Source organism: Paenibacillus sp. FSL L8-0436, from assembly GCF_038593025.1.
Classification (GTDB): Bacteria; Bacillota; Bacilli; order Paenibacillales; family Paenibacillaceae; genus Paenibacillus_AQ.
Map to the genome: position 1 here is coordinate 2355541 of NZ_CP151955.1, position 25807 is coordinate 2381347.

Below are 25807 nucleotides of genomic sequence, written 5' to 3' on the forward strand. Positions count from 1 at the left end.
GGGAGACGATTATTAATGGGAAAAACAACGAAGTATTTGCGGTGTCATACGGCGGTATCCGGTCGGTATGCCGTAGGGGACCGATTCGAGGTAATTAGCGAGGATAAGCGGTGCTACTACGTTGCGGAACTCGTCGGAGGCTACACGAAGGAGCCTGACTCAGACGGAGACAGCTTCGCAACGTGGTTCACGCTCGAAACGGACGCCGAAACCGCGCCTATCACGCTCCTCCCCGACGAATCGCTCGGCGGAACTTTACGCGAATATCGCGAGGTTAAGCGGAAGGCGGCCGTAGGTGAACTCGTCAAAAGTTGCGTAGATACTCCGCCGGTATTTACAGTAACAGGCACTGACGATATCGAGACCGGAAGTGTGAGCGGTGGTGCGGACGGTATACCTACGTGGCACAAAAATTACGTCGTCCTCGAACCTACGGAAATCCTCGTAATCAATAACGAGCGCTTCCGCACGGTCGACCGTAAGGCTGCGTTGGGCGAGCGCGTGATTATGACGAAGAGCGGTGTAGCTTTCCCCGCAGGCTCGGTAATTACCGTACATCCTGACGCGGACATCCGCGAAGGTATTATCTGTTACGTGGATGGAGTGTGCGGAACAGGCGGAGGGAGATACCGCGTACTCGAACCGGTTGTATCCGCTGACTCTACGCCTGAACCTACGCTGTTATCCGACCAACCTGCGGAGGACCAAGCGGCCGCTAATATCGTTACCTTAACGCTTAAAGTTGCGGAACTCGAAACGCAGCTTAAAGCGTTGACCGAGTGGCACCGCCGGGCTGCGATTGACCTGCGCGTGGCTCGCGAGGATATCGTACTCATCGAAGAGGGCGTTAGCGACGAGCTTGATGCGCTGAAATTGCGCATTACTGCGCTTGAGTCCGCGCCGGCTAAGTGTAAAGTCGCGTCCGGTCCTGCGGATACTACGCCGCCGTCGTTCAGTAAATCGCCGAGTACCGCCGACGCATACGCTGATCTCGCCGCTAAAATGTTCGCTGCTCCGCTGGTTAAGTCCGCGCAGCAAATCCGCGACGAAATCGTTGAGCGTGCGAAGGCTGACGTTGAAAGAATTATAGACGAATGCTGGGCGGCGGTGCGGCTTTGAAAAATAACTTCGAAATAGTCGGTGATGACGTTCTTATTTTCCTTGATAAGAAAGGTGGAGAACAGATTGCCACTACAATATCTATCGAGGACCTTGAGCGCGCATTAGGATATCCAGGAAAGTGGGTGCCGAGCTTTAAAAAGGGAGCCGGGGTTCACTACGTCACTGGTTTTAGATTTACTGAAGACCGCAGAAAATCGTCTATCCAGTTTCACAGATACTTAACTAATTGCCCGAAGGGGTTGGTCGTAGATCACATAAACCACGACACACTAGATAATAGACGGAAAAACCTCCGTATTGTCACACATGCCCAGAACATCCAGAACAGAAGCTTGAGTAGAAACAATTCAAGCGGTGTCCGGGGAGTCAGCTACTGTAAAGCGCGTGGCTTGTGGGAGGTTAAATTCCGCGTTAACTACACGACCAAACACTTTGGAAGGTACCCAACACTGGAAGAAGCGAGCTTAGTAGCTGCGGAGGCTCTTAGGGAGGCCCTCCCATACTCAGACCCACAAGAAGGAGTGAATGAATATGACGCTTCCTAACATCGGCCTCATCGGAAAGCTCCGCGCAGGTAAGGACGTTGTTGCCGCCTACCTCGCGTCCAAATACGGATACACACGTTTCGCGTTCGGTGACGAACTCAAGCGTTATGCTCACGAAATATTCGGAGAGCCTTTGCCGGGAACGAAGCCACGCGCGCTCTATCAAACGTTCGGCCAAGCGTGCAGAACGGTAGAGGACGGAATATGGATACGCAAATGTCTCGCTGCTATCGATTGGCGTGCGGATGACTGCGCTGCATATAACGCTTCATTACGGGAACACGCACCGCACATTCCTACCGCACCCTTCCGCGCGGTGATTACGGATTGCAGGCAGCCCAACGAATACGAAGCGCTCGCCGCACGTTCATACGTCCTCATCCGCGTCGACGCACCGGACGGCCTCCGTATCCAGCGCGCAGTCGAATCGGGCGACACGTTCGAATATGCGGATTTGATGCACGGAACGGAAACGGCGCTCGACGGGTATTTAGCGGACTTCACCGTTACGAATGACGGGACGCTGACGGAGCTCTATGCGCAGATTGACGATATCATTGCGGAGCTGAGCGCAAAGGAGGCGGCGTAATGACAGCGGAAGGAGTACGCGAAGCCTATCGCGCAGGTTATGCCGCGGGCTATATGTACGGGCGCATTGACGCGATTAACGGCGCGGCTTACGACGATCGGACTCCGCTGACTAAACGTGAGGATACGGAGGTGCGCGCTGATGACGTGGACGGGTTATTCCCCGCTGGACGAACGCTTTCAATCGCCGGATGAACCGTCCGTATTCGCAACCTGCGCATGGTGCGGCGGAGAGATTTACGTAGGCGATCCGGTTACAACGTTTGCGAACGGAGACAAGACGCATGATGGGCGCTGTGAAGACGAGTACGTTCGTGCGGAACTCGGTTTAGAGCGGACGATTGCGGAATAATATTCGCAAGTTTCATCGTTAGAAAAATTCATAATAAGCGGAGTAGTTGGCGAAAATAAGCGTCGGCTCCTCCGCAAAAGGGGCGGATTATCATCGGAAGTGTAAAGATCGATATCGATAAGGGCGCACGCACATACGCAGTTAAATACGTTTTAAACGACGCAGCCGGCGTTAAGAAGTTGCTGCGCGATCGCCACCACGTAAGCAGCGCTCAGTTTCTCGGAGATTATAACGCTGTGGATACGCTCGTTGACTTGAATTCCGCGATCAGCAGCGCCAGCCTGACGGACAAACAAACGGAGTCCATCGCGTGGGTGTATGGCGCTGACCTCACGCAAAAAGACGCCGCCGACATTATAGGCGTATCGCAGCCGACCGTTAAGCAGTCGCTAGATGAAGCGGCGGAGAAGATCGCGGCCGTCTATCGGAAATGGGAATACGGAGAGATTACGGTTGAGTATCCGCTTGAGGACGAAGAAATTACGGAAGAGGAGGCCGCCTAATATGTACGATTACAAAACGGAATTTCACGATGCTGTTACGGGCTTGATCGCGCAGGACATTACGGACCGCGCCGAACGTATGGCGGCCATCCACGCGCTCACTGACGCGTATTTCGATAGCGTAGGTAAACAGCCGGACGCTGCGGAGGTCGAGCGCCTGACCGACTATATTCTGCGCGAGGAGCTTACGGATACGGATCGGATGAAGACGCGCAACACGGAGTATCCGTTCCTATCCGAGCATCAATTCGCGCGGAGGCAAGGCGGCGAGGCATCGGATAAAGCTGCGGAAGAGTATGGCGTAGATGGGCGGAATTATGGCGCACCGGGCCGCCGAAAGCGCAGCAAGGGCGAGGGTATGCTCGTTGACCAATACGCTAAAATCCGGAACAAGACGCGGGCAGCGCAGTACAAGCGTGACACAGCGCCGGGACCGGAGATTACGTATAACTTGTACGAAACAGGCGGCGAGCTTACGGAGCCGTTTACGCAGAAGCGCGGGATTGGTGCGCGGTGGCTGACGGATATGTCAGCGGTTAACGAGGTGACCGTGGAGCCAGCGGAAGAACACGTAAGGGAGGCAGCGTAATGGGTAAAGCATCGCGCGCTAGATGGGACGGTAACGTACGCTCGATGGCGATTGTTGCGAAGTCTCACGCTGACATTACGGAGGAGGACGTTCAGTTTCTCCGCGATAACTATACGTCGACCGGCGGGTTATTACCGAACGCATACGCTGGCGGCGCGTTCTATACGCCCACTCACGTTGCGCGATTCATTACGGGAGCACTATGCGGCCTGAGCGGAGGTTCATTTCCACCGGGCTCCCGTTTCCTTGAGCCAAGCGCAGGTTCCGGCGTATTCATCGAGCACCTGCCGCCGGACTCCGAGATTACAGCGCTTGAGCTCGATGAGACCTCCGCAAAAGTAACGTCACTCATTTATCCGCAGGCCAACGTTACCCAGGGCGACGCGTTCCTGCACAGCCGCCGCGACTATTACGATTACGTTATCGGGAACCCTCCGTATGGCGTGAGTATTGACGTAGCTGCTGACGCTTTACCGGACGCATTCGAGACGCTAAGGATAACGAAAGGGCGCGCGAAAGGGAAGTCGGAGTCAGCGTTTATCGAGCTCGCGACTAAGGCGGTCAAGCCAGGCGGTTACATTGCATTCGTGCTTCCGAAGGGTATCGGATACGGTACGCAGTCAGCGAAAATTCGCGATATCATGCGAGAAACGTGCTGGCACATCGCGTCAATAGAGCTTCCCGGCGAGACATTTGCGCTGACCGGTACGACGATTAAAACGGATATCCACATACTCCGCAAGGTAACGCCAAACGCGCGGAAAGTGTTCGTTAAATACGTCGAGGTTGCCGGTGTTTATCACCGCGCAGAGCAGGCGGAGGAGAGTACGGCCGATACGTTTTGGTACGAGGGACAAATGCCGGTCCTGCAGGCGCAGGTTAACGATATTGGCTACGATAAGGACGGTAAAAGTACGGATAAATGGGGCGACGGCTTAACGCAGCTCGACGAACTGGCCGAAGCGTTTGATGACGACATCATGCGCGCAAATACAAACCCGGTCACACCGGAGCTAGGCGCGAATATCCACGCGTTTAACGTTAAGATAACGCCGTACGAAGCCTGGCGTGCGAAGTCCGGATATATGGCGTATTGGAACGTGTTAACGCTCGGGCGCGGCGAGGACATAAACGGAGTCAGCTCGTTCGACTTCGCGTGGCAGGACCGGATAGTTGACGATTATTACGGGCAAACAGCCGAGATGCCTGAGTATCCGATCGCTGCGTAATTAATCCGCCGCATCTTCGATTATAAACAGCGATTCGACCGTTACATTAAGCGCACGGGCCAGCGCGATTAAGTTAGCGTATGAGCCCTGCGCGGATTTATCAAAGCGCGAGATAGCCGCCTGGGGAACGCCGGATTTCGCTGCGAGTTCAACTTGCGTGAGGCCGGCGTCCTTGCGTGCGCGTTCGAGTGCGGGCGTTACTTTTAACATGCGGGTCACCTCCGATGTTAATTATACATAAGTGAATAAAGTTTGGCAAATAGTATTGACTAATGAATAATCACTAGTGTATAATAAGGATATAAAGAACAACACAAACGGAGGTAATAAAAATGACAAACATTAGCGAAAGCATCATCAGCATATTGAACGGTGACGAAAAGGCGCGCCGCGTACTCGAAGCATTTAACGGAGCAGTTGCGAGTCAAGGTCTTAGTGAGGTTGAGGCGGCACAGGCTCGTCAGGCGCTTATGATGATGTTAATCGCTAACAATCCGCAGGCTATGAGCGTGATGGCGCTTGAATCATATGCGGAACTCCATTAAAGGGGTTCTGCTTGGGAAGGGGAGTGCTATTGCATTGGACGAGAATTGGGAGGAAGTTATGACTCTCGCTGAGAAGTACGGACTAATACTGCAAGCGGCTAATGGGGTTGCCCTACTCGCTACGCATGCGGTGCAGATTGAGAGGTACGGCGAGGAGCAATTCGTAAAGATACAAGAAATGAACGGCAGGCGCCGCTCGGAAACCGGGATAGAGCTGTGCGAGGTAGCGGAGTGAGCACGCGCCAGCCTAAAACCGCCGCCGACCGCAGCGCCTTCCTCGACCGCAAGCTCACGGAATATGGCGCTAGGCTCCGCGCTAATCCGGAGTACGACCGCTGGCGCTGGCGGCGTTACCGGCTGTTATCGTATCGCAATCACGTGTATAAGCTGGTTAACCGCGATCTGCGGGATTCTATTCGGAGGGAGTTGCGGAAATGAGACGGATAAAACGGGTTGTAACGGTAACATACGAATACGATAGCGTAGACGAGGCGCTTAGACACCGCCGCATTATGGAGGCGGACGGATGGGCAGTTAGCGGATTTGCGGTAAGTAACCCGCGCTCTGCAGAGTATACGCTAGAACTTACGGAGGAGGATGCGTTATGAACGGACGGCTTTACGTGAGGACAGCAGGCGGGAATTACGTGGAATTAGCGCTACTGATCGGAGGTGGCTACGTTGCAGACCGGCGATAGAGTCACCGCAAGGGAGCCGCTAAGCTGCACGCAAATGTTCTATGGTAAAGCGGACGTCCCGAAGGAAGCAGCGTTCAATCCTGGCGCGGCGGGTACGGTAGAAAGCGCCTGGCCTAGCGGTGCCGGCATCGTTCAAATGGACGGAGGTCCGCGCGTAATGGTGCTGGATTTGGCTGCGCGGTTTATGACGACGTAAATATTACGCAATAAAGACGCTAGACTCCGTTTGGGCCAGCGTCTTTTTTACGTTACCCGCGTTTTCCTACCTCCGCGATCTTTGCGCCAAACTCCGCCACATATTGCGTCAGCCGCACGCTAATTTCCGCGCGCATAACATCGCGCGTGAGTCCGAAGCGCTCCGGATATCCGCGACAATTAAATTCCGTATACAGGATAAAGTCCGTATGCTCATCGCCGAGTATACGGATATTTGCGCGCTTAAGCTCCGCCCGAATCCGCCGCGTGTCTTCCGCTATCTGGCGCTGGATGTACGTGCCGGCAGCCGCGTATAAGCGCTTGAGCACGTTGCCTGAGCGCTCGATATCGTCAATGCTGCGCTGGACCATCGCGTCTATATGCGGCAGTAATATATAATCGCGCAGCATCGTGCGCTCTTCAACCGTGATGTGACCGTTCATGTGCGTAACCTCCGTGTGAGAACGTATGTACGTATTATACGCGATCAACCGGCGGCCGTCTAGCTCGCGTATTTAAACGTACAGGCTGCGCGCATATAGTGTAGTCCGCGTATCTTAACGGATACCTCCGTAATGTCTTCGATAACTCCGCTGACGAATACTACGATCGGTACGCGCTCTATTTGCGCGGTATACAATTGCACGTTCGAGGTTAGCGGCTTCATAAATCGTGTCATAGCGCAGTCCTTTCGACAAAAACAGCGCCATTTCCTGCGGGAGACGGCGTTTTTATTTGCGGGAAAGGCACGCGGATACCTATAAAAAGCGTGATTTTGCGCCTATACGTTATGAGCCCCGCGAAAGGGCTGCAGGTGAGGATAGTGTGGCCGCACGACAAGCGCAGGCTCCCCGGCAGTGCGTTTCCTCATTTTTATTTTTTCTTGTCGGGAAGAGAACAAATTAGGGGGACTGGGAATGGCGATAGTAATAGAAATGCCAGAGGATTACACAGAGTTTAGACGCAACGAGGCTACAAGGGAATCTGCAAAGGTTGCCGGTAAAAGTGGGATTTATGTTTTCTATGACCGATTGGGTCGACCTTTATACATTGGTAAGTCTAAGGACTTGTCCCGGAGGCTGAAAGAGCACCTAGGAAGCGGAAGGTCCGAATTTTCCCACTTGATCGAAAGTATCCGTATCTATTTGGAGCCGAACCAATGCTACGTCGACATATACGAGACTTACCTAATCAACGAGTTGAAACCTCCGTTTAACTACGACAAGGCTCATTACGCGGAAAGATACTTAATAGTTGCGGATAGACTATCAGAAGTCGAAGTCCGGCTGCGGGAGATAGAAGAGGAAATAAGGGAACTGGAGCACGAGGAACGTCCTGATGATATGGACGGCCTGGGCGACTGCCTCCTCGCTGGCTCTGAGGTACGTAGGCTGGTTCGTGAACGAGCTAGGTTGAACGGAGAGGCAACTAGGCTTCGGAGACGTAGCGAAAGAGGTGTCGCATGAGTACTGCGCAACTATACACCGCTGAACACATCGCATTCGCCGGCACAGGTACCGCATATGACCCGGAAACAGGCGAGATGCTCGTATACGGTCCGGCCAGTACGCATAAGGTCGTAAACATTGCACAGGCCGACGCGTACAAGGAGCGCAAGGAGCACCAAGGCAGGCAGGCGGAGTTCACTTTCGCCGATATGACCGAATTACATGACGTGATTGATGTACTGACTACGTCGCAATGCGGCTATTTGCTTCTGCTGCAGTGTTACGTCGATTACGACAATGGCCGCCTTATTAACGCCAAAGGCGACGCAATGAAGCCGGGGGACCTGCTGGATGTTCTCGGACTGAAACGTAAGCGGCAGACATTTTACGACTTCCTTGATCGCTGCGTTGAGAACGCAATAATCACGCGCGATGAGGACGGAACCTATTACGTCAATCCACGATATCACTTCCGGGGAGCAAACGGCAGCCGGGCGGTGGTTCGAACGTACTCTACGATGGTCAAGCGCTCATATCGCGAGAATAAGGCGTCGGACCTCGGTCTTGTCTACCGAATGCTGCGTTTTGTGCATCTGGACACTAACGCACTTTGCGCTAATCCGCTTGAGCGTGACGCGAGAAAGGTGCGCTGGTTTAACGGTAAGCAACTTGCGGAAGCGATTGGCGTTGATGAGAAGACGGTAACGCGGAGGCTACCGAATATTACGGTGGGCGGCGCTCCAATTGTGGCTCGCGTTAAGGTGAGCGGAGAAGCTACGAAATACGTGTTCAATCCGAACGTGTTCTACCGCAGTAGTAAGGAGCCGGGTACGTTATTGGCCGCGATCTTTAACGGGGCGGCTGCGTAAAAAGTGACCTGATTCGTACATTTCGCCGAAAAAAGTGACTTTATTCGTACATCGAAAAAAGCCATTCCGCCGTGTAGTGGTGCGGCTTTTCGGCGTTTTGGGCGGTAATTTATTTCTTAGTCTTCTCCGTTAACAACGTTCAACAAACGCAGCCATACCGGTAAAAACGCGAACAAATCAGCGGAGTTCGTATCGAGGGAAAGCGCCTCGAACACTGCGGCCAAAACCCGGCCTTGTGTAACTATTATCTAAACGCGCTGATCTTTAATAAAAGCTTGAGCGCAGTTAAATAACATGTTCCGAAGGCGCGGCAGCGACAAGGGATTTAGCCGAACTTTGGCTGAATCAGCACTTGACTTAAACCTCGGATTGTAATGAACATGAAGCTTATTCATCGAAGTATCTCATGTAGACAACACAAAGAATAACGCGGATGTTAAAGCGCAAGCGAACGTACAGTAGCTACGTAGTTGAGCGGAGGGATAACGTTATGTATACGGTCATAAGCGGTAAGTACGAAGGGTTTACGTATGATGAAGATATAGACGCGCTCGAATGCGCTGATGTTGACGAAGTAGATGCGGTAATTAACGAAATGAGATTCGCAGGTTATCGTATCTTTATCATACGTAAGGACGGCGTAGATGTAGCGCGAGTAGACGATATTGCAGCGGCTATTATAGCGCAGGACCGCGTACTTAGTACGTTAGAATAAGCGCAAAAGTCGCGATTAAAAAGAGCGCTATTCCTACGCTCTGCCCGGGCGTAGGAATAGCGTATAGAAGCGCTAATACAGCGGAAAGGAGACGGTTAAATGGCGAAGCAATTAACGTCAGAACAGACGCTTGCGATCGAATGGTTAGCGAAGCCACGTAAAGGCGGTAAGACATACGAAGAGATTGCGAAGCTATGCGGAGTAACAGCGCGTACGCTCGAGAACTGGCGTAAGGACGCGTTCTTTGATGCGGAGTTTAAGCGTGCAGTCATACGTGATAACAGCGCTAAGTTACCGGAGTTAGTCGATTCGTTATCTACGATAGCTATTCGCGATGGTAACGCGGCAATGGCGAAGCTGGCGCTGCAGATAAGCGGTCTGTTAACGGATAAGATCGAAGTGGAAACGAAGGACAGCGGAGGTACAGACGTAGAGGCGTTGAGACAGCGTATCGAGGCGTTGAAGCAGCGTAAGGATAACGAATCCGAAAGCAGCGAGTAATTACGCCATATAATGAAGGAACGCGAATGGCAGCGTTTCGGATACGTTCGGGTGATCGCGTATTGCCTGCACGGGTCGCCTGGCGCGTACCCTCCGCAAACTTTTCACGCTGCACCGTAGTAAATCGCCTTTAACGTTGCATAACCGTTGCATAAACGTATTACACAGCGCCTTATACACGCTGCATAAACTGGAAACGCAGATGAGCGCTAATCACCGGGAAATCGCGTGGTTATGCGCTTCTTTGCGTCTGCGCGCTGGTAAATGTATATGCGATGAATAAGGCGTGTTTATGCAGCGGAATATGTGCGGCTAAAAACGTTGATATGGCGCGGTTTTCTGCGGGTGTCAAGGTAAAGTACATGACCACAAAACTCCGTATTTAGTACATATGTCTACGCATAACGATGTATAACGTAAAGATTACGATGATTTATCGGAGTGAAGCGATTGGATACCCCCAAGGGCTTACCTAAAGTAAGTGCTTTTAGGTGCTATTACAATCCGCGCACCAAAATTAACGTTTGGGCTTCGGTAACCAGACGCATCTACACGTAATTTTATGGTAGAATCACCGTCAAATTAGCGCGATTCAGCCACGGCAGGTATAAACGCTAGGGTACGGATTACTCACGCTAATTCGACGCTAATAAACGGAGGTGCTTACGTGGAGGAGTTACGTCAGATCGCTCTCGACTTGCTGGACGATTACCTTAGCGCAGAAGGGAGCGCTATTAACGAATACTCGACGAATGTTCTCGGACAATTAGCGGAACTCGAACGCGAGGTCGAGGAACTCCGTGAACGCATCGTTAATATCACGTAGAATCACCGTTGATTTAGCCAGTGTAACCCTCGGATGGTATTAGCGGGAGGGTCACGTAGTACGAGCGCTAATTCAACGGTAAAATCACGGTTATTCCCGGCGCAGTCATTTCGCGCCTTAACGGAAGGGAGGCGATATCTATCGCATGGATCGGCGGTAAATGGGTCGCGCGGGCTGAACGCGACGAGCATATACGCGGCTTAGACGGACTCAGAGACGCGCTGTCCAGCGTAGATATCGCGTCTCTTTCTGCGGAAGACTTGCGCGAAGCAGACGCACAGATGGCGGAGCTTGAGCGGTTAGAGCGGATACAGCGCTGCGAAACGTCACTACTCGAATTTTCCATCGAATATTTCTCGGAAGCGCGCAATCCCGGCAACGACGGAAACTGGGAAGACTTCGACATTACGGATGTATCGCAAGCTCCCGATTTTCACCGCGAGATATGCGGGTTAATGGACGACGTATCCAACGTCCATATAAATGATAAGGTGGCGGAAGCAGCGCCCCGGTCACACGGGAAGTCTACGTATTTATCAAAGGCGTTCCCGTTACGTGAGATTTGTTACCGTAAGCGGCGGTATGTGATCACGATATCAGAGACTCCGGCGGTAAGCTCCGCGAATCTCGATTGGATATCGCTGCAGCTCAAGAGTAATGAAAAGCTCCGGACGGACTTCGGACCGCTGTTGAGCGCGAAACAGCAGGAGAATCCAAAAGATAACTCGTCAGAATTTATCGCATGGGAACCGCGCGAAGACGGTACGAAACGTATGCTTGCGAAAGTAGAAGCGGCGTCGACCGGCCAAGCAATACGCGGACGTAACTGGAACCAAAAACGCCCGGACCTCATCATTTGCGATGACCTCGAAGATATTAAATCGAACGCGGCCACTCCGGAACTGCGTAGAAAAATGAAGGATTGGTTTTCACAGACAGTAATGCCACTCGGCGGACCGAAGGGCAAGCGTACAGCCTTCGTATATATGGGAACAACGGTCCATCATGAAGCGCTACTCGTTGACGTACTGTACAATCGGTCAGACTTTAAATCGCGAGTTTATCGTGCGGTCATCGAATGGCCTGAACGTATGGACTTGTGGGAAGCGTGCCGGCTCGTATATAAAGACCCGGACCGGCCGAAAGAGGATCGCGTTAAGGAAGCGCTAGCCCTGTACGAGCTCAATCGCGAGGAAATGAATCGCGGCTGCGTCGTACTATGGCCGGAAGCACAGCCGATTTGGAAACTGATGACGTGGAAATGGGATAACGGTAGTAAAGCGTTCAACACGGAGTATATGAACAACCCGATCGATGAAGAGTCGATGATATTCAATCCGGAGTCATTTACGTATTGGGACGGCGGTCAGCTTAAAGCGGCGTTATCCGTGTATCCCCGTCCGGCCGACGCTGAGTATGACGTTTACATGGGCGTTGACTTCGCGATGGGTAAAACGCGCGGCGACTATAGCGCAATCGCCGTTATAGCTCGCCACAAAAAGACCGGAACAAAATACGTCATAGATGCGTTCGGCGAACGGATAAAGCCGGACGCTTTTTTGCGTGTAATCGTAGAGAAGGCGCTGCGGTATCAACCGAACGCAATCGCGGCCGAGGCGCAGGCGGCGCAAGAGTTCTTCGTTATGCAACTCAAGGACGCACTCAAGGCGGCCGGCTATCCGTCACATACGCGTGTCAAGGAGATTCACCAGCGCTCGCGCAAGGGACTTCGTATCGAAGCGATGATGCCCGCGATTGAAAGCGGAGAGATACAGTTCAGCCGCCGACACGCGCTACTACTCGAACAGTTCGAAATGTACCCGTCCGGCACGCACGACGATCTACCTGATGCTTTGGAAATGGCCGTAAGCATAGCGAAGAGCGGGCGCAAGCAAGCACGCAATAAACCGAAGTGGATGTGATAATTTGACGGAGTTTTATACGTATAGCGAGACGAAGCTGTTTTATACTGGCGCTCAGTATCCGCCGGCTTCCGAAATTGAACGCTTAGCGAAATACGAACGGGGCCGCGTTATCTTCTCCGGCCGCCACGCGGAAATATACGATCGCGCATCGTCTATACTCGCAGATACGCCACAAGCACCGCAGCTTAAGACGCTATTCATCGCGGTTAACATAATGGACGTATTACTCACGAAGCCAGCGGATTTAATGGTCGGCGATCCACCTACGTATGACAGCGGACGCGGACCGGACTCACGCGAACAGCAGCGGCTCGACTCGATCGTTGAGGAGAACGACCTTACGCAGATGATGCACGAAATCGTAATTGGCGGCGGCTACCGGGGCGACTCGTTTATCAAGACGCGCTTCAACTTGCGGGACGACTTTACCGAAGCGGAAGAACTCGGGTTAACACCGCCGCCCGCCGTCATGGAGCCGATTATCGAACCGATCGACCCGTCGATTGTCTTTCCGGAGTTATCACGCGGATCAAAGAAACGTTTTAAAGCGATTAATATCGCGTGGGTCGAGTGGGAAGTCGAGCGGTCAACCGGATTTCTATCGTATTTAACCGGAGTATCAACCAACGAGGACCCGTTCCTAAACGTTGAGCGGCATATTCCCGGCTATATCATTTATGAGCGCTATAAGCTGATTACAAACGGGCTGAATACGTTCTACGACGTGCCGGTTCCCGTTTACATGATCGGCGAACAAGTCGGGGAATCGCGGATTGAACCAACCGGCCAGACGTACATGCTCGTTGAACATGTTCCAAATAAAACGACGGACGACGATTGGCGCGGCATCAGCTCGGTCGAAAAGCTGGAAAGCGTGCTGAGCGCGATTAACGACCGCCTCGTACAGATCGATTATATCCTGTGGAAGCACAGCGATCCGACCGCGTACGGTCCGGACGTAGAGGATAGTACAGACGGAAACGTCCGATTCGGCAGTCGCTATATCCCCGTCGATAAAGAGGACGCGACGCCTGGCTACATGACATGGAACTCGCAGCTTGAGGGCGCGTTTAAGGAGCTCGATATTCTACTCGGACTCGTATTCCAAATGAGCGAAACGCCGCAATGGTTGTTCGGCACTACGCTCGCAGCGGATAAAGGCGGAACTGGTACATCACATACGGATGCCGGTGCAATCAAAGCGCGCTTTATGCCGATACTCTCGAAGGTTAAGCGGATTCGCTCACACGTTGACCGTGCATTTAGAAACGCGCTATGGAAGGCGCTGGCCCTTGAAAATTACGGAAGTAAGGATGTAACAGGCTACGAACCGGTCGAAGCCGTTTATCCTACGATAAATTGGCGCGACGGCATTCCCTCTAATCCGAAAGAGGACGCGGAGGTGGCGCAGATTAGAACTGGCGGAAAGGCGACGTGGTCCGTACTTGACGCAATCAAGGCGCAGGGCGGCGTAGACAACGCGATGGCCGAGGAAATCATACGCAGAATTGACGCAGACGAAGCGCGGACGTTGGGAACGGTCGAATCGACGGTGTTTAACGAATGACGCCGCTAATTCCGGACCCAACGTACGACTACGAGATTGCATTACTCGTCCGCGCATATAAATCCGCGTTATCGTCAATAAGCGCGGAGCTTTCACGCTTAGATTTAACCGCAATGTCCCGCGCTAATTCACGCGCCGCACTCGCCGAGGTTGCGGCTATTTTGCATGGGCTTAATGACGAATCGGCCGCGTGGGTCGAGCGCTACATACCGAAGGCAGCTACGGACGGAATCGCGCGAACGATCGTAGCCCTCGGCGCTGCGGATACGCTTCAGGATGCGGAGAAGATCGTTAAGTTTAACCGGATAAACCGCGAGTTTGTGGCGTCAGCGGTCGCGGATACACAGGCGGACCTCTTGGCCGTAACGCAAAACGTCGACCGCCGCGTTAAACAAGCGATACGCCAAGTGACCGCCGATTCAATGCGCGCGAATCTCACGCGCGGGATCAACGGGAATCGAACGCTTAACGCGGACATCCTGACGCGCATGAAGAAAACGCTCGGCAGCGCGATTGATACTGGAATTATTGACGCAGCAGGCAGGCGTTGGCGTCCGGAAGTGTACGTCGAAATGGTGACACGAACAAAGATGGCGTCTACACACCGCGAGTCAACCGTCAACGAAGCGGTCGGTCGCGGCGCTTACTACGGAGTGATTTCGCGGCATAACGCGGTCGATAAATGCCGGGGTTACGAAGGCATGATCGTTAAGCTGACCCCGGATGCGCCCGGAGATTACCGGTTCATTGGCGATCTGCCGCGTAATGAAATTTTCCATCGACAAACGGGTGGCTTTGCGGAGTGATCCGCACCGAATAACCGCTTAAACTCAGGGAACCCTACGGCGCTTGCGCTATGGCAATCCTGAGCGAAACCTGCTCGCGTATATCGCAATCACAAAGTAGGCAGGGACGTGCAGAGACTATAATAGCGGGACCTTTCGAGGTCATGGGATAGTCCGACACTTCGGGAAACCGGAGAAAACAGCGTGCGCCGAATTGTCGCCACGTAGTAACTGCAGTACGTGATCCAAAACTACTGACCGCCGAATAGGGCGGTTTTTCTTTTGCCGCGATAGGCCGATCACCGAAAAGGCGTGACCTTGACGCTCTGCGTGGCTTTCCTTCAAGGAATCGAACCGAAGGGGTTTGGTGTTTTGGGAGATTTAATTCGTAGGGTACACAGTGTTAATGAAGACTTCTTTAAGGTATGGACTAGAGAAAGCGCGTGGGCATTTGGTTGGCTGGTCACTGACGGCTCCGTTGACGGGAAAAGTGGTCATATCCGCCTAATGCTTAAATCACACGATACTGATGTACTTGAAAAGATTAAAAACGTCATGCGGTTTACTGGTCCAGTTATTCAGGGGATGCATGAGGACGGCCGGCAGTTCGCCTATCTGCGAGTATGTCGCAAAGGTATGACAGAAGATTTGTTCGCTCACGGGATGGCTAGAAAGAACAAGACGTTCAATACGTCTGTGCCAGATGTTCCGGACTCCTTGTTTTGGGACTTCACACGAGGCGTTTTCGAAGGCGATGGAAATATGAAACACGGCAAGCAGTGGAACGATCTGCAACTACTAATTTGTGGGGCAACAAAGAACTTCTTTGAAGAGATGCAGGCCGAGCTTCAAAAGAGGGGAATTAATACAACGCTTAAAGAGCACCCCGCCGGACAGTCAGGCCGTAAGAGCCCGCTTTATACACTAACTACCAAATCGAACGCCGACGCACTGCGTTGGTGCTTTTTTATGTATGCTGATACGCCGAGAGGTCTACGTCTTGATCGCAAGTTCACAATATTCACAAATTACGTAGGCGGATACTACGACCGTAAACGCAGATCGCGGCCATGTATCGAAGCTATTGAACTCATCCGTAACACAATTCCGGAATGCGCAGTCTCAGCGACGACTCCAGAACTACTCGCAGCTTAGCAGGAGCGCCAGGCTCCGCGTCCAGACGTGAATTGACGCAATAAACTTTACGGTTAGTCATCCAATGCGCTACGCGGCGCTTAAACGCGGGAGGATACGCTATGAAACGATTATTCAACGGATTTATGCCTTTCTATAACGCTGATGACGGCGGAGGAGGGGAAGGCGGTAGTAATGGCGCAGACGCGGGCGACGGTAAGCCGGCTAAGGTCGAGTTTACACCGGAGCAACAGGCGGAGCTAGACCGCATTGTCGCGGACCGACTCGCACGCGAACGTAAGAAGGCGGAGAAATTCGCGGATTACGACGAACTAAAAACGAAGCTGACAGCGCTTGAACAAGCGGAAGCAGAACGCACCAAAGCGGACATGACCGCTACGGAACGTCTGGAAGCGGAGAAGGCCGACGCGCTCAAACGTGCGCAGGAAGCCGAGGATCGCAACGCATCCGTATTGACTGCGGCGAATAAGCGCCTGATCAACGCTGAATTTAAGACCGCAGCACGTGACGCGAACATTCCGGTGGACCGTTTAGCGGCCGCGTTGAAACTGGCGGATACCAGCGCAGTTACCGTCGATGATGACGGAAATGTTAGCGGACTGGCCGACGTGATTAGCGCGTTGATTACGGAACATCCGTATCTGGCGGAAGTAACGCAGCCGAAGCCGGTGGGAAGTCCGTCAGGTGGCGGCGATCCCGCAACTAAAACGAAGGACCAGCGCCTGGCCGAAGCGAAGGCGGCTGCGGAGAAGAATCCGACACCGCAGGCAATCGCAGCCTTTACGAAGTTGAAACGTGAATTATCGAGTTAAGTCGAGGCGGCCCATACGGTCGTCTTTTCTTTTGCGCGCATACTTTAGCGCTGCACCGCAATAAACAAAATAACTTATACGGGGGAAATTAAATCATGACTAAAATTTTTAACGCAGACATCATCGGTAAGCCGGAGTCAGTGACAGAACAGATTTTGATGCTCAATCCGCTGCAGACACCAATGCTCGCAATGCTAGGTTTCGCCAATCCGGTCAGCCAGGTTGAGCACGTATGGTTTGAAGACTCGATGTTTTCGACAGAGTCCGCAACTACAGCGTCCGCATTAATCGACGCTACAGCTATCGTAGTAGCATCCGTAGAGCCTTACCGCGTGGGCGACGTTGTTAAGATCGGCGAAGAGTTGCTGAAAGTTACCGCAATCAACTCCGGTACTAAAACGCTGACCGTAACGCGCGGCTACGCAAGCACTACCGCTGCTGCCGTAGCGTCTGGCGCAGTTGTCGAGTTCCAATTCAGCGAAGGCACAGAAGGCGCAGACGCACGTAGCGCCCGGTACAAACAGCGCGTTCGCAAGTCTAATCTGACGCAAATCTTCGACGACACCGTAGAAATCACCGGTACAGCAGCCGCCGTCGCAAATTACGGTATCTCCGACCTGTATACGTATGAGCAATCGAAGAAACAGCTTGAACTCGCGCTGCAACTCGAAAAAGCGCTGATCAACGGTGTGCGCTACGAAAACGGCTCTATCCGGCAAATGGCTGGTGTACGCAGCTTGATTAGCACCAACGTTAAGGACGCACAGGGCGCAGCACTCACGCTGACAATGATCAATGACTCGTTGCAGGCGATCTACGAAAAAGGCGGATTCGCTACTGGCGGTAATTACGAGATCATCGTGCCGGCCAAGCAAAAACGCGTAGTGTCCGCGTTCGGCGACGATAAGATTCGCATCGACCAGGCGGATAACCGTCGCGGCGCGGTCGTTTCCCGTCTGACTACGGATTTCGGTGAGTTCCCGGTTTCCATTAACGATAACCTGGCCGCATCCGAAGCGCTGATCCTCGATAAGAACCGCGCGATGATCCATCCGCTGAACGGCCGCGACTTCACGCACGAATACCTCGGTAAGAAGGGCGACTACTACCAAGGAATGCTCGTAGGAGAGTACACGTTCGAGCTGCACCAAGAAGCCGCACACGCTCGCATCAAAGGCTTGGCGTAATCCCAGCCGCAAATACAACGGAGCCCGTCGCCTAACCGCGCGGGCTTTCGTTTGTAACGGAGGTTAACGATGGAAAAATACACGTCAAAATACGCGGAACTTTCTTTTTACGTCGGCGGTCAGGAACGCAAGTTCAGCGCCGGCCAATACGAAGCAAAAACTGCGGAGGAAATTGCGGTACTTGAACGCTTGGCCGACGCGATTAAGTCGGAAGAAGCAGCACCGGAGGAACCCGTTAAGTCGACGCCTAAACCGCGCAAGGCTGCCGCGAATACCTCCGCAAAATAACGGGAGGTGGGCGCATGGCATTAACGGTAGAAGACGCAACAACGTACATCAACGCGAATTGTATCCTTGTTGACGATTGGACAGACGCAGATGACGCCAAAAAACTACGGATAGTTAACGTGGCTGGACGGACGCTGACGCTCAAATACGCTCAATATACGATACCGGACGCGGCAGTATACGAATTTAGTAATGCGTTAGCGATCGCGTTTAACGATACGAACGCGCTGCAGCAGCAAGGCGTAGCGAGCTTCGGGCTGACCGGCGTAGCTAATTTTACGTTTAAGGACGGAATGAAGACGGGGCTTGACGCGCTGATCCCTGACGTCGTTTATACGCTAATTGGCGCGGCGAACGGCGTTAAGCTCAGCAAACGCGCAGTTAAGTGGGTGACGATGTAATGGCGCTGATACCGCTGAAACAGACGGTCGTAATTACGCCACCGGGCGGATTTGATCCGGACTATAACACGCCGATACCTGGTGTCCCTTATACGCTGAAATGCCGGTTTCAAGAAGGCGTTAAACTTGTGCGCAATCAACACGGAGCCGAAGTGGTCAGCGTCGGCACGTTTTACTTCGATAAGCTGGCGGACATCGGGCTTGACGCCTCTCTTACGTACACCAACGAACTATTAGCGGAAACAACGTACACGCCACTCGCAATCAGCGTAAAACGGGCGCTCAACGGGAAACCGCTACTGACGGAGGTGGACGTATAAATGGTAGGAGCGACAGCGCTCACTCTAGCGGATATCAATGCGGCCGTCCGGACAGCGATGCCGGGAATTACCGTAGTCGGCAACGATTTTATCGCGGCTAATCCGGATGATTGCGCATATGTACGGATAACGGGAGGCGGCCCGCCGAGCGAATGGTCGTCCGTTGCCTATCCTGCGTTTCAGGTCGTGATACGCGCGAAGTTGCCAGCGGCCGCCGAAACGAAGGGGAATGCGCTAATCGCGGCGCTACACGGTAAGACGGAATTTATGGTCGGGAGTACACGCGTGGTTAAGTGCCTGGCGGATCAATCTGCGCCGTGGTATCTCGGACCTGACGAGAGCGGCCGCGCACTCTACTCCGTCAATTTTACGCTAACTACATCGCTTTAAACGCAGGGCTGTCCGTAATCGGGCGGCTCTTTTTGCTGCGCAATAAAAATACCGAGGCAAAGGGGAAAACACTAAATGGCGCAAAATTTTAGCAAGATTGAAATAGGGCCGGCTATCGTCGAGTACGGTACAGGCGCGGATTTGATTAAGTTTGAGACTACTATAGGCGGAGTCGTACTCAACACGGAAACAACATACAGAGATCAGAAAACGGACCAGACCGGTGAGTCAATTGTAGGTAAGCGAGTAACCGGGCGTAATGTCAGCGTTACAGTTCCGTTCGGTGAGTACGAACTATCCATCATTCCGAAAATCATGGCGGGTGCAGAAGTTATTACTGGAGCAGGCGGGTCGAAGGTTAATATTAAGACTGGCGTTGGATTGAATCTGATTGATACCGCAAAGAAAGCCGTTATCAAACCGTTGGCAGGGCTGACCGACCCTGACACATGGGTAACGCTTCCCCTTGCATACAGTGAAACGGACTTGTCCTATTCGTATAACAATGAGAACGAACGTATCACCAACGTAACACTTCGTTCTACTCCAGATGGAACCGGCGTCATTCTCATTATGGGCGACGATACGATTACCGCAACTCCGTAAGCAACGCACGACATGAAAGGGGCGCTTAACTGCGCCTCTATTTTTATTACAAGGAGCGAAAATGATGCAGCTATTTAAGCGTTCAGATAAAGCGGCGGAAGCAGCCGAGCAAGAAACCCCGCAGACACCCGTAATCGACCCGTCGGTAATCCTCCTCGGCGGCCAGGCGGTAAAGGTACGTAAAGTAACGATCGGACAATGGCGCGAGTTATACAGCGTAGTCGGCACGTTGCCGCAAATGTTAATCAGCGTAATAACAGCGCCAGCGGATAGCCGGGTTGCGTATTTGCTTGCGGTAGTGGAGAGCGCGATTGACGACGTTGTTAACGTGGTCGCGGTGCTGACGGGCCTTGAGCCGGCGTGGATCGACGAGAACGTATCTCCAGACGAATTGATGGCGTACTTTGTCGCCGTTGCGCGCGTGAACGATTTCGGCGGACTCCTAAAAAACGTGCAAGGCGCTCTAAAGCTGACGCAAACGCTGGACAAAGCAGCGGACGCAGCGATGAGCGCGGAATAACGGTTGAGCAGTTTTTTATCGACGCAGCCGTACGCCTGGGCAAGACGCAAGTCGAGTTTGAGCGCGGCTACTACGTTATGGACTTACTCGATGTGCTTGAAGCGGAGACACGGCGCAAGGCCGGCGAAACATTGGACGCGCTCAACGTTACCGTCATGTCGCACTCAACAAACGTTGACGACTTCCGAAGCTACGCGGACGGCTTACGTAATGCGGCTGGATTTACGCAGAGTAGTACACCGAAATACGACGAGGCCGGAATTAAGTTACTGCGCGAGCAGATGCGGATAGGGGCGAGGTGATCGGATATGGATTTTAGCGCAGACACGTCGGGATTGTACCGATTTCTAGCGGAGCGTGAGTCCGCTGTTATTGCCGCAGCGATATCCGGAGTACACGACGCTACGGACCATTTGCTCGCGACATCACGTAATGAAGCGCCACTTAAGACGGGGACTCTGCGGATAACGGCGGGCAAAAAGGTCACGAAGGAGAACGGTCAGATATACGGAGAGGTGTTTTATTCCGCAACGGAAGAAGGATCGAGCGGCGTCCGCTTTAACTATGCGCTACGAGTACACGAAATGGGCGAGTATAAGAGCCCGACAACGCCCGGCACGCGTCCGAAGTTCCTATCGCGGCCGCTGCGCACGAACGAGCGGCTATATCAACGGTTTATAAATGACGCGATAAGGAGGGCGCTAAGATGACGACAGGGAGCGCGGGAAACGTCGGAGAAATCCGCGCACGAATTACACTCGAAATGACGGAGTTCCGACGCCAGCTCGAAGAAGCACGGCGTAGAATACGCGAACTCGAAGGTGATACACGACGCGGCGCTGACGGATTCCGCGATATGGGCAGCGCGATTGCGGGGCTTGCGGCTGGCGCAGGACTATCGAAGCTGGTTAACGAGATGCAGCGCGCAGTCGACGCAGCTACGAAATTACACTCGGCGTTTGCGGGGCTTAACGCGGTTGCGAAGGGATTCGGAGTTCAGACAAAAGATGCGAACGCAGCCGTACAGGATCTCGCATCACGCGGATTCCTATCGTTAACTGAGGCGGCACAGGCGTATAAGACTGCGCTGTCAACCGGACTCAGCCTCGACGAGTCAACGAAGCTGATTACGTCGCTCGCGGATTCAGCGGCATACGGACGGCAGTCCTTTTATACGATGGGCGGCGCGATACAGGCGTCACTCGACGGGATTAAGAACGGTAACTCCGTGCTCGCGGATGCGGTCGGTGTGACGAAGAATCTCAGCGTTATGCAAAAGGAATACGCGGCCTCGATTGGTACGACCGTCGGTAAATTGACGGATGCGCAAAAGATTCAAGCGGCGTATAACGGATTTATCCGCGAGGGTGTCTATTACGTCGGTAACGCGGATCAGGCGATGCAAGGGATCATCGGTAGTCAGGCACGGTTTACTCAAGCGACGAATCAAGCCACGGTCGCAATGGGCGAAGCGTTTACTCCGGTCGTACAAAAAGCGCTGGAAACGCTGACTCCGTTAATTATTGAACTGGCGGAATTTACATCCGCGAATAAGGAACTTGTATCCGGACTCGCTACGGGAACAGCCGGAGTACTCGGATTTATCGTTATCCTTACGTCTCTATCAACGGCGCTAAAAGTAATCCCGATGTTGTTTACCGCGATCAAAGCCGCAGCGGCAGGGCTCGGCCTTGCGACTGGACCGTTAGGTATTGCGCTTTTAGCAGTCGGTGCTCTGGCGACCGCATTCGGCGCATTAACGGCAGCCAAAGCGAAAGATAAAGCGGCTACCGAAGAGATGTTGGCCGCGCAGAAAGAGCTTAACGAGCTGCTTGAAAAAGCGCCAATCGACCGGTCTGCTGCGGATGATGAGACGCTGCGAGCTAAAGCGGACGAGCTTAACTCCGCGTTAGAAAAGCGTGCAGAGCTGCAGGAGCGCATCAACGAGATTCAAGCCGCCGGTCAGCGGGGCGAAGGTACGCCGGCGATGCTGTCGGAATCAATGGACATTAACGACGAACTCGAAAAGATGGACGATAATCTCCGCAGCATGGGTTATGACGGCGTCGAGCAGGCCACGGATAAACTAGGCGAATTAAACCAGGCGCTCAAATATTCGGTCGACCGCGTTACCGAACAGGACAAGGCCGAGTATGAAGCGCTCGCGACGAAGAAGGCTACGCTGGTACAAATGAGCGCGCTGGCTACGCAATTTCGGGACCTCTCGTCGCTCCAGACGCTAGACGCCTCACAGAAAAGCCGTCTCGTCGACATTACGGAATCTCTTATCGAACAATATCCGGAGCTTAACGCGCAGCAAGGCGAAGACGGCCGTATCCGTGCGGATAACATAGACGTAATCATTGCGCAAATTGCTACGGATAAGAAGTTCACGGATCAAGCCGCCGAGCATGCATCGCAGCGTATTCGAAACTTTGCAACGGAGAATGAGGCGCAGGCGAAATCGGTCGAGGCGCAGATTGCAAACTATACGCGGCTGATCGAAGCTATGGCTCAGGTCTCCGGAACTCGCGCGGCAACATTTGCGGAGTCGGTGGGGCAAGGCAAGACGCCTGACGTAATGGACATCGTGTTTAACAACGCGCTTACGTCAAAGGTTACGGCGGAGACTACGAAGGCGCGGGACGCAGCACTCGCGCAGCAACAGAAATACTCCAATGCCGCGCGCGATCTGCAGAAGCTAGCCTCGCAAGTGGAGAGCGGTACGCAGACGTTTGATAAAGGGATCATTGCGCCAAATCCGAAAAAAGAAGCGAAGGCAAAGGAAAAGACCGGCAAGACAGCGGCCGAACTCGCTGCCGAAGCGCGTAAAGCCGCATATGACGCGGACCTTAAGACCGTCCAGTTTCAAGCGGACTTTTACGATATGACTGCGGACCAGCAGATCAAGAAATACGAAGAGTTGCGGAAGAAGCACGCGCAGTTTTTGAAAGAGTCCGTAGAAGACGCGCGAACTCTCACGCTCCAGCTTAAGAGCTTATCGGAAGATTCCGTACAATCACGCTACGATTTCAGCACAACGTGGATCGACGCGGAAGAGAAGCGCATGGAAGACGCCGGCAAAACGGAGCTGCAGATAGCGGAGGTGAAACTCGCAAGCTGGACGCGATTACGTGACCGATACGCTAAGGATTCGGAGCAGTATAAAGCCGCCGATGATCAGCGCCGTCAAGCGCGTAAGGACGTAGCGAGTGCGACCGAGGCGGAAGCTCGCGACCAATACGAAGCCTCTGCGAAATGGATCGACGCAGAAGAGCGCCGTATGGAAGACGCGGGCAAGTCGGAAGCGGAAATAGCGCGGATGAAACTCGACGCGTGGACTCGTATTCGTAACCGCTACGCGAAGGACAGCGAATATTACGCGAAGGCCGACGAACAGGCGTATCAATCCCGCAAGGAACTCACGAAGCAGACGGTAGCACTCGCGGACGATCTCGTCAAGGCGCAAAAGGACGCGATTAACGACGCAAAGAAGGCGGACCTCGACGCAATCGACGAGCGCAAAAAGGCCGCTATGGACGATTACGATTCGCGGATTGATGCGATCCAAAAGCTACGCGACGCTAATAAAACGCTGAGCGCGGATGCTGATTACGAAACGCAATTACGCGAGAAACGTGCGCGGGCAGCGGAATTGCAGAGCGCAGTCGGACCCGAAGGCATAGCGGAACGTGACGCGGTACTCAAGGAAATCGAGCGTATGCAACTCGAACACGACCGCGATCTTACGGACCGTACGCTCGAATCGCAGCAGGACGCGCTCAAGGACGAAAAGGACGCGAAGGGTCAGGCGTACGACGCTGAGAAATCCGCAGCCGAGGCGCAGTACAGTGCGCTATTGAGTTCGTTCGAAGCGTATAGCGGCAATATCAAAACGGTCGAAGACGGAATCGCAGCGTATCGAGTTAGCGCGAGTAACGGCGCGAATACCGCGATCCTTACGGAGCTTGACGCGTTCATCACGCAGTACAACGCGAAGATGGCAACCGTTAAGTCACCGCAGACAGCAGCGAAGACAAGCGTAGGCACAGGCGTAATTGGGGCGGCAGCACCTATCATGTCGAGCGCAGGCGGAATCAAACTTAACGCGCAGCAGCAATCAGCGTTATGGGGCGCGATTCCGATTCCGCGTATGGCCGCGCAGGCTCCGGCGGCCGTTACGCAGATTACGCAGAAGATAGATATGAGCGTTAATGACGTCGAGCTTAAGGACCGCGCTGACATAGAGATGCTTTACGATGAGCGTGCGCGCGCTGTGTCACGTATCCAAGCGGCGGGGGTGAAAACGGATTGACGAAACCAGACGTAAACATAAACGGAATATGGATGTCAACGGTAGGGGCGGCGCTTTTTGAGCGTCGTCTTCCCGTTTTGCCCGACGTTGAGGACAATACGCTTAAACTCGCGGACAGAGACGGCGTGCTCGACTTCGGCGCTAATTACGGCCCGCGAACGCTGACGCTGACGTTCGAAATTACGGTAGGGGCGGAGGAGTTTAACGCAACGGTTGCGAATCTCGCCCGCACATTTAACGCGAGACGCGGAGAGCTGGCGCTAGAGTTTAAAGACATGCCGGACAAAAAGTGGCGATGCGTATATGCGGGAACGCTGCAGCTCGGTGCGACCGGCTCGCGCTTGATCGACGTACAGTTGCGGATGAACGATCCGTGGCCGACGTCCGCACAGACTACGGAATTACACGAATACGGTGACGGCCTTTCCTTCGGGGAGGGCTATTTTTATACGGATCACAGCGTAGAAATCACGCATAGCGGTCAGACGTTCACGGTGAATAACGCGGGATCGAACGATGTCGGACCGCTGATTCGGATTTCCGGTGCGTTTACAAATCTATCATTATCGGACGGATTCGATACGCTGACGCTAACGGGATCAACTGGTCCCTCTGACGTTATCGAGATCGATTGCGCAACGGATAAGCAGACGGTGAAAAAGAATGGCGCGAATGCCTACGCGATGAGTAACCGCGTGTTTCCGACGTTGTTACCGGGCGACACGACGTTTACGGTTACGGGCGCTGCGGTTAACGTGCGGATTGAGTTTGTATTCCGCTATAAATACTTATACTAACGGAGGTAATTGCGA

Annotated in this window: 36 protein-coding genes; 33 read left to right on the top strand and 3 right to left on the bottom strand. The window is 53.4% G+C overall.

What is annotated here, in order from left to right; translation table 11 throughout:
* The first annotated feature begins 15 nt into the window (after positions 1–15).
* The 8 genes from NSS79_RS10560 to NSS79_RS10595 all read left to right on the top strand — a co-directional run bounded on the left by NSS79_RS10560 (position 16) and on the right by NSS79_RS10595 (position 4928).
* Positions 16–1119: a hypothetical protein gene (locus NSS79_RS10560; protein WP_342439309.1), complete on the top strand. Its 1104-nt coding sequence runs from the start codon at positions 16–18 to the stop codon at positions 1117–1119.
* Complete coding sequence (locus tag NSS79_RS10565; RefSeq protein ID WP_342439310.1) at positions 1095–1667, top strand: HNH endonuclease; 573 nt, start codon at positions 1095–1097, stop codon at positions 1665–1667. The genes NSS79_RS10560 and NSS79_RS10565 overlap by 25 nt, the downstream gene beginning before the upstream one ends.
* Complete coding sequence (locus tag NSS79_RS10570) at positions 1654–2256, top strand: adenylate kinase (RefSeq protein WP_342439311.1); 603 nt, start codon at positions 1654–1656, stop codon at positions 2254–2256. Before NSS79_RS10565 ends, NSS79_RS10570 begins: the two co-directional genes overlap by 14 nt.
* Positions 2256–2450, top strand: coding sequence for a hypothetical protein (locus NSS79_RS10575; protein WP_342439312.1), 195 nt, complete (start codon positions 2256–2258; stop codon positions 2448–2450). The genes NSS79_RS10570 and NSS79_RS10575 overlap by 1 nt, the downstream gene beginning before the upstream one ends.
* Positions 2398–2607 (top strand): hypothetical protein, encoded by a 210-nt coding sequence (locus NSS79_RS10580; protein ID WP_342439313.1) that lies wholly within the window; start codon positions 2398–2400, stop codon positions 2605–2607. The genes NSS79_RS10575 and NSS79_RS10580 overlap by 53 nt, the downstream gene beginning before the upstream one ends.
* Positions 2608–2843: 236 nt before the next feature.
* Complete coding sequence (locus tag NSS79_RS10585; protein ID WP_342439314.1) at positions 2844–3110, top strand: sigma factor-like helix-turn-helix DNA-binding protein; 267 nt, start codon at positions 2844–2846, stop codon at positions 3108–3110.
* A gap of 1 nt (position 3111) precedes the next feature.
* A complete protein-coding gene (locus tag NSS79_RS10590; RefSeq protein WP_342439315.1) occupies positions 3112–3699 on the top strand; it encodes a hypothetical protein in 588 nt (195 codons plus the stop codon).
* Complete coding sequence (locus tag NSS79_RS10595) at positions 3699–4928, top strand: N-6 DNA methylase (RefSeq protein WP_342439316.1); 1230 nt, start codon at positions 3699–3701, stop codon at positions 4926–4928. Before NSS79_RS10590 ends, NSS79_RS10595 begins: the two co-directional genes overlap by 1 nt.
* Here the strand turns inward: NSS79_RS10595 and NSS79_RS10600 are convergent, their stop codons facing one another.
* Positions 4929–5138, bottom strand: a complete 210-nt coding sequence (locus NSS79_RS10600) for a helix-turn-helix transcriptional regulator (RefSeq protein WP_342439317.1) — start codon at positions 5136–5138, stop codon at positions 4929–4931. It abuts the gene before it with no gap.
* A 122-nt stretch (positions 5139–5260) separates the two neighbouring features.
* On the opposite strand from NSS79_RS10600, the gene NSS79_RS10605 reads away from it, so the two are divergent.
* From NSS79_RS10605 to NSS79_RS10625, 5 genes are all read left to right on the top strand, one after another.
* Positions 5261–5473 carry a hypothetical protein gene (locus tag NSS79_RS10605; RefSeq protein WP_342439318.1) on the top strand — a complete coding sequence of 71 codons (213 nt, stop codon included), beginning with the start codon at positions 5261–5263 and terminating at the stop codon, positions 5471–5473.
* A 34-nt stretch (positions 5474–5507) separates the two neighbouring features.
* Complete coding sequence (locus tag NSS79_RS10610; protein ID WP_342439319.1) at positions 5508–5708, top strand: hypothetical protein; 201 nt, start codon at positions 5508–5510, stop codon at positions 5706–5708.
* Entirely contained in the window at positions 5690–5911 is a 222-nt protein-coding gene (locus NSS79_RS10615; RefSeq protein WP_342439320.1) for a hypothetical protein, read from the top strand. The genes NSS79_RS10610 and NSS79_RS10615 overlap by 19 nt, the downstream gene beginning before the upstream one ends.
* A complete protein-coding gene (locus NSS79_RS10620) occupies positions 5908–6081 on the top strand; it encodes a hypothetical protein (RefSeq protein ID WP_342439321.1) in 174 nt (57 codons plus the stop codon). The genes NSS79_RS10615 and NSS79_RS10620 overlap by 4 nt, the downstream gene beginning before the upstream one ends.
* Before the next feature lie 72 nt (positions 6082–6153).
* Positions 6154–6366, top strand: coding sequence for a hypothetical protein (locus NSS79_RS10625; protein ID WP_342439322.1), 213 nt, complete (start codon positions 6154–6156; stop codon positions 6364–6366).
* Positions 6367–6418: 52 nt separating this feature from the next.
* Here the strand turns inward: NSS79_RS10625 and NSS79_RS10630 are convergent, their stop codons facing one another.
* Positions 6419–6808, bottom strand: coding sequence for a hypothetical protein (locus tag NSS79_RS10630; RefSeq protein WP_342439323.1), 390 nt, complete (start codon positions 6806–6808; stop codon positions 6419–6421).
* Positions 6809–6867: 59 nt separating this feature from the next.
* Positions 6868–7044 (bottom strand): hypothetical protein, encoded by a 177-nt coding sequence (locus NSS79_RS10635; protein ID WP_342439324.1) that lies wholly within the window; start codon positions 7042–7044, stop codon positions 6868–6870.
* Positions 7045–7282: 238 nt separating this feature from the next.
* Between NSS79_RS10635 and NSS79_RS10640 the strand changes: the two genes are divergently transcribed.
* From NSS79_RS10640 to NSS79_RS10735, 20 genes are all read left to right on the top strand, one after another.
* Positions 7283–7831 carry a nucleotide excision repair endonuclease gene (locus NSS79_RS10640; protein ID WP_342439325.1) on the top strand — a complete coding sequence of 183 codons (549 nt, stop codon included), beginning with the start codon at positions 7283–7285 and terminating at the stop codon, positions 7829–7831.
* Positions 7828–8682: a hypothetical protein gene (locus NSS79_RS10645; protein ID WP_342439326.1), complete on the top strand. Its 855-nt coding sequence runs from the start codon at positions 7828–7830 to the stop codon at positions 8680–8682. The genes NSS79_RS10640 and NSS79_RS10645 overlap by 4 nt, the downstream gene beginning before the upstream one ends.
* Before the next feature lie 490 nt (positions 8683–9172).
* Positions 9173–9397 (top strand): hypothetical protein, encoded by a 225-nt coding sequence (locus NSS79_RS10650; RefSeq protein WP_342439327.1) that lies wholly within the window; start codon positions 9173–9175, stop codon positions 9395–9397.
* Between the two features lie 99 nt (positions 9398–9496).
* Positions 9497–9898: a phBC6A51 family helix-turn-helix protein gene (locus NSS79_RS10655; protein ID WP_342439328.1), complete on the top strand. Its 402-nt coding sequence runs from the start codon at positions 9497–9499 to the stop codon at positions 9896–9898.
* 667 nt (positions 9899–10565) lie between these two features.
* A complete protein-coding gene (locus tag NSS79_RS10660; RefSeq protein ID WP_342439329.1) occupies positions 10566–10724 on the top strand; it encodes a hypothetical protein in 159 nt (52 codons plus the stop codon).
* 281 nt (positions 10725–11005) lie between these two features.
* Complete coding sequence (gene terL / locus NSS79_RS10665) at positions 11006–12646, top strand: phage terminase large subunit (RefSeq protein WP_342439330.1); 1641 nt, start codon at positions 11006–11008, stop codon at positions 12644–12646.
* Positions 12647–12650: 4 nt separating this feature from the next.
* On the top strand, positions 12651–14216 hold the full coding sequence (locus tag NSS79_RS10670) for a portal protein (protein WP_342439331.1): 1566 nt from the start codon (positions 12651–12653) through the stop codon (positions 14214–14216).
* Positions 14213–15022, top strand: coding sequence for a phage minor capsid protein (locus tag NSS79_RS10675; protein ID WP_342439332.1), 810 nt, complete (start codon positions 14213–14215; stop codon positions 15020–15022). Before NSS79_RS10670 ends, NSS79_RS10675 begins: the two co-directional genes overlap by 4 nt.
* A 351-nt stretch (positions 15023–15373) precedes the next feature.
* A complete protein-coding gene (locus NSS79_RS10680) occupies positions 15374–16156 on the top strand; it encodes a hypothetical protein (RefSeq protein ID WP_342439333.1) in 783 nt (260 codons plus the stop codon).
* 101 nt (positions 16157–16257) lie between these two features.
* Positions 16258–16968, top strand: coding sequence for a scaffolding protein (locus NSS79_RS10685; RefSeq protein WP_342439334.1), 711 nt, complete (start codon positions 16258–16260; stop codon positions 16966–16968).
* Between the two features lie 95 nt (positions 16969–17063).
* Entirely contained in the window at positions 17064–18155 is a 1092-nt protein-coding gene (locus tag NSS79_RS10690) for a DUF5309 family protein (protein ID WP_342439335.1), read from the top strand.
* A 69-nt stretch (positions 18156–18224) separates the two neighbouring features.
* Positions 18225–18443, top strand: coding sequence for a hypothetical protein (locus NSS79_RS10695; RefSeq protein WP_342439336.1), 219 nt, complete (start codon positions 18225–18227; stop codon positions 18441–18443).
* A 14-nt stretch (positions 18444–18457) separates the two neighbouring features.
* Positions 18458–18844: a hypothetical protein gene (locus tag NSS79_RS10700; protein ID WP_342439337.1), complete on the top strand. Its 387-nt coding sequence runs from the start codon at positions 18458–18460 to the stop codon at positions 18842–18844.
* The gene (locus NSS79_RS10705) at positions 18844–19164 is read left to right on the top strand and encodes a hypothetical protein (RefSeq protein ID WP_342439338.1); all 321 of its coding nucleotides are present in this window, start codon (positions 18844–18846) and stop codon (positions 19162–19164) included. The genes NSS79_RS10700 and NSS79_RS10705 overlap by 1 nt, the downstream gene beginning before the upstream one ends.
* Positions 19165–19554 (top strand): minor capsid protein, encoded by a 390-nt coding sequence (locus NSS79_RS10710; RefSeq protein ID WP_342439339.1) that lies wholly within the window; start codon positions 19165–19167, stop codon positions 19552–19554. It abuts the gene before it with no gap.
* A gap of 75 nt (positions 19555–19629) precedes the next feature.
* A complete protein-coding gene (locus NSS79_RS10715; protein ID WP_342439340.1) occupies positions 19630–20160 on the top strand; it encodes a hypothetical protein in 531 nt (176 codons plus the stop codon).
* 61 nt (positions 20161–20221) lie between these two features.
* The gene (locus NSS79_RS10720; RefSeq protein ID WP_342439341.1) at positions 20222–20680 is read left to right on the top strand and encodes a hypothetical protein; all 459 of its coding nucleotides are present in this window, start codon (positions 20222–20224) and stop codon (positions 20678–20680) included.
* 308 nt (positions 20681–20988) lie between these two features.
* On the top strand, positions 20989–21390 hold the full coding sequence (locus NSS79_RS10725) for a hypothetical protein (protein WP_342439342.1): 402 nt from the start codon (positions 20989–20991) through the stop codon (positions 21388–21390).
* A complete protein-coding gene (locus NSS79_RS10730; RefSeq protein ID WP_342439343.1) occupies positions 21387–24995 on the top strand; it encodes a hypothetical protein in 3609 nt (1202 codons plus the stop codon). Before NSS79_RS10725 ends, NSS79_RS10730 begins: the two co-directional genes overlap by 4 nt.
* On the top strand, positions 24992–25792 hold the full coding sequence (locus NSS79_RS10735; protein ID WP_342439344.1) for a phage tail domain-containing protein: 801 nt from the start codon (positions 24992–24994) through the stop codon (positions 25790–25792). Before NSS79_RS10730 ends, NSS79_RS10735 begins: the two co-directional genes overlap by 4 nt.
* The last annotated feature ends 15 nt before the right edge of the window (positions 25793–25807 follow it).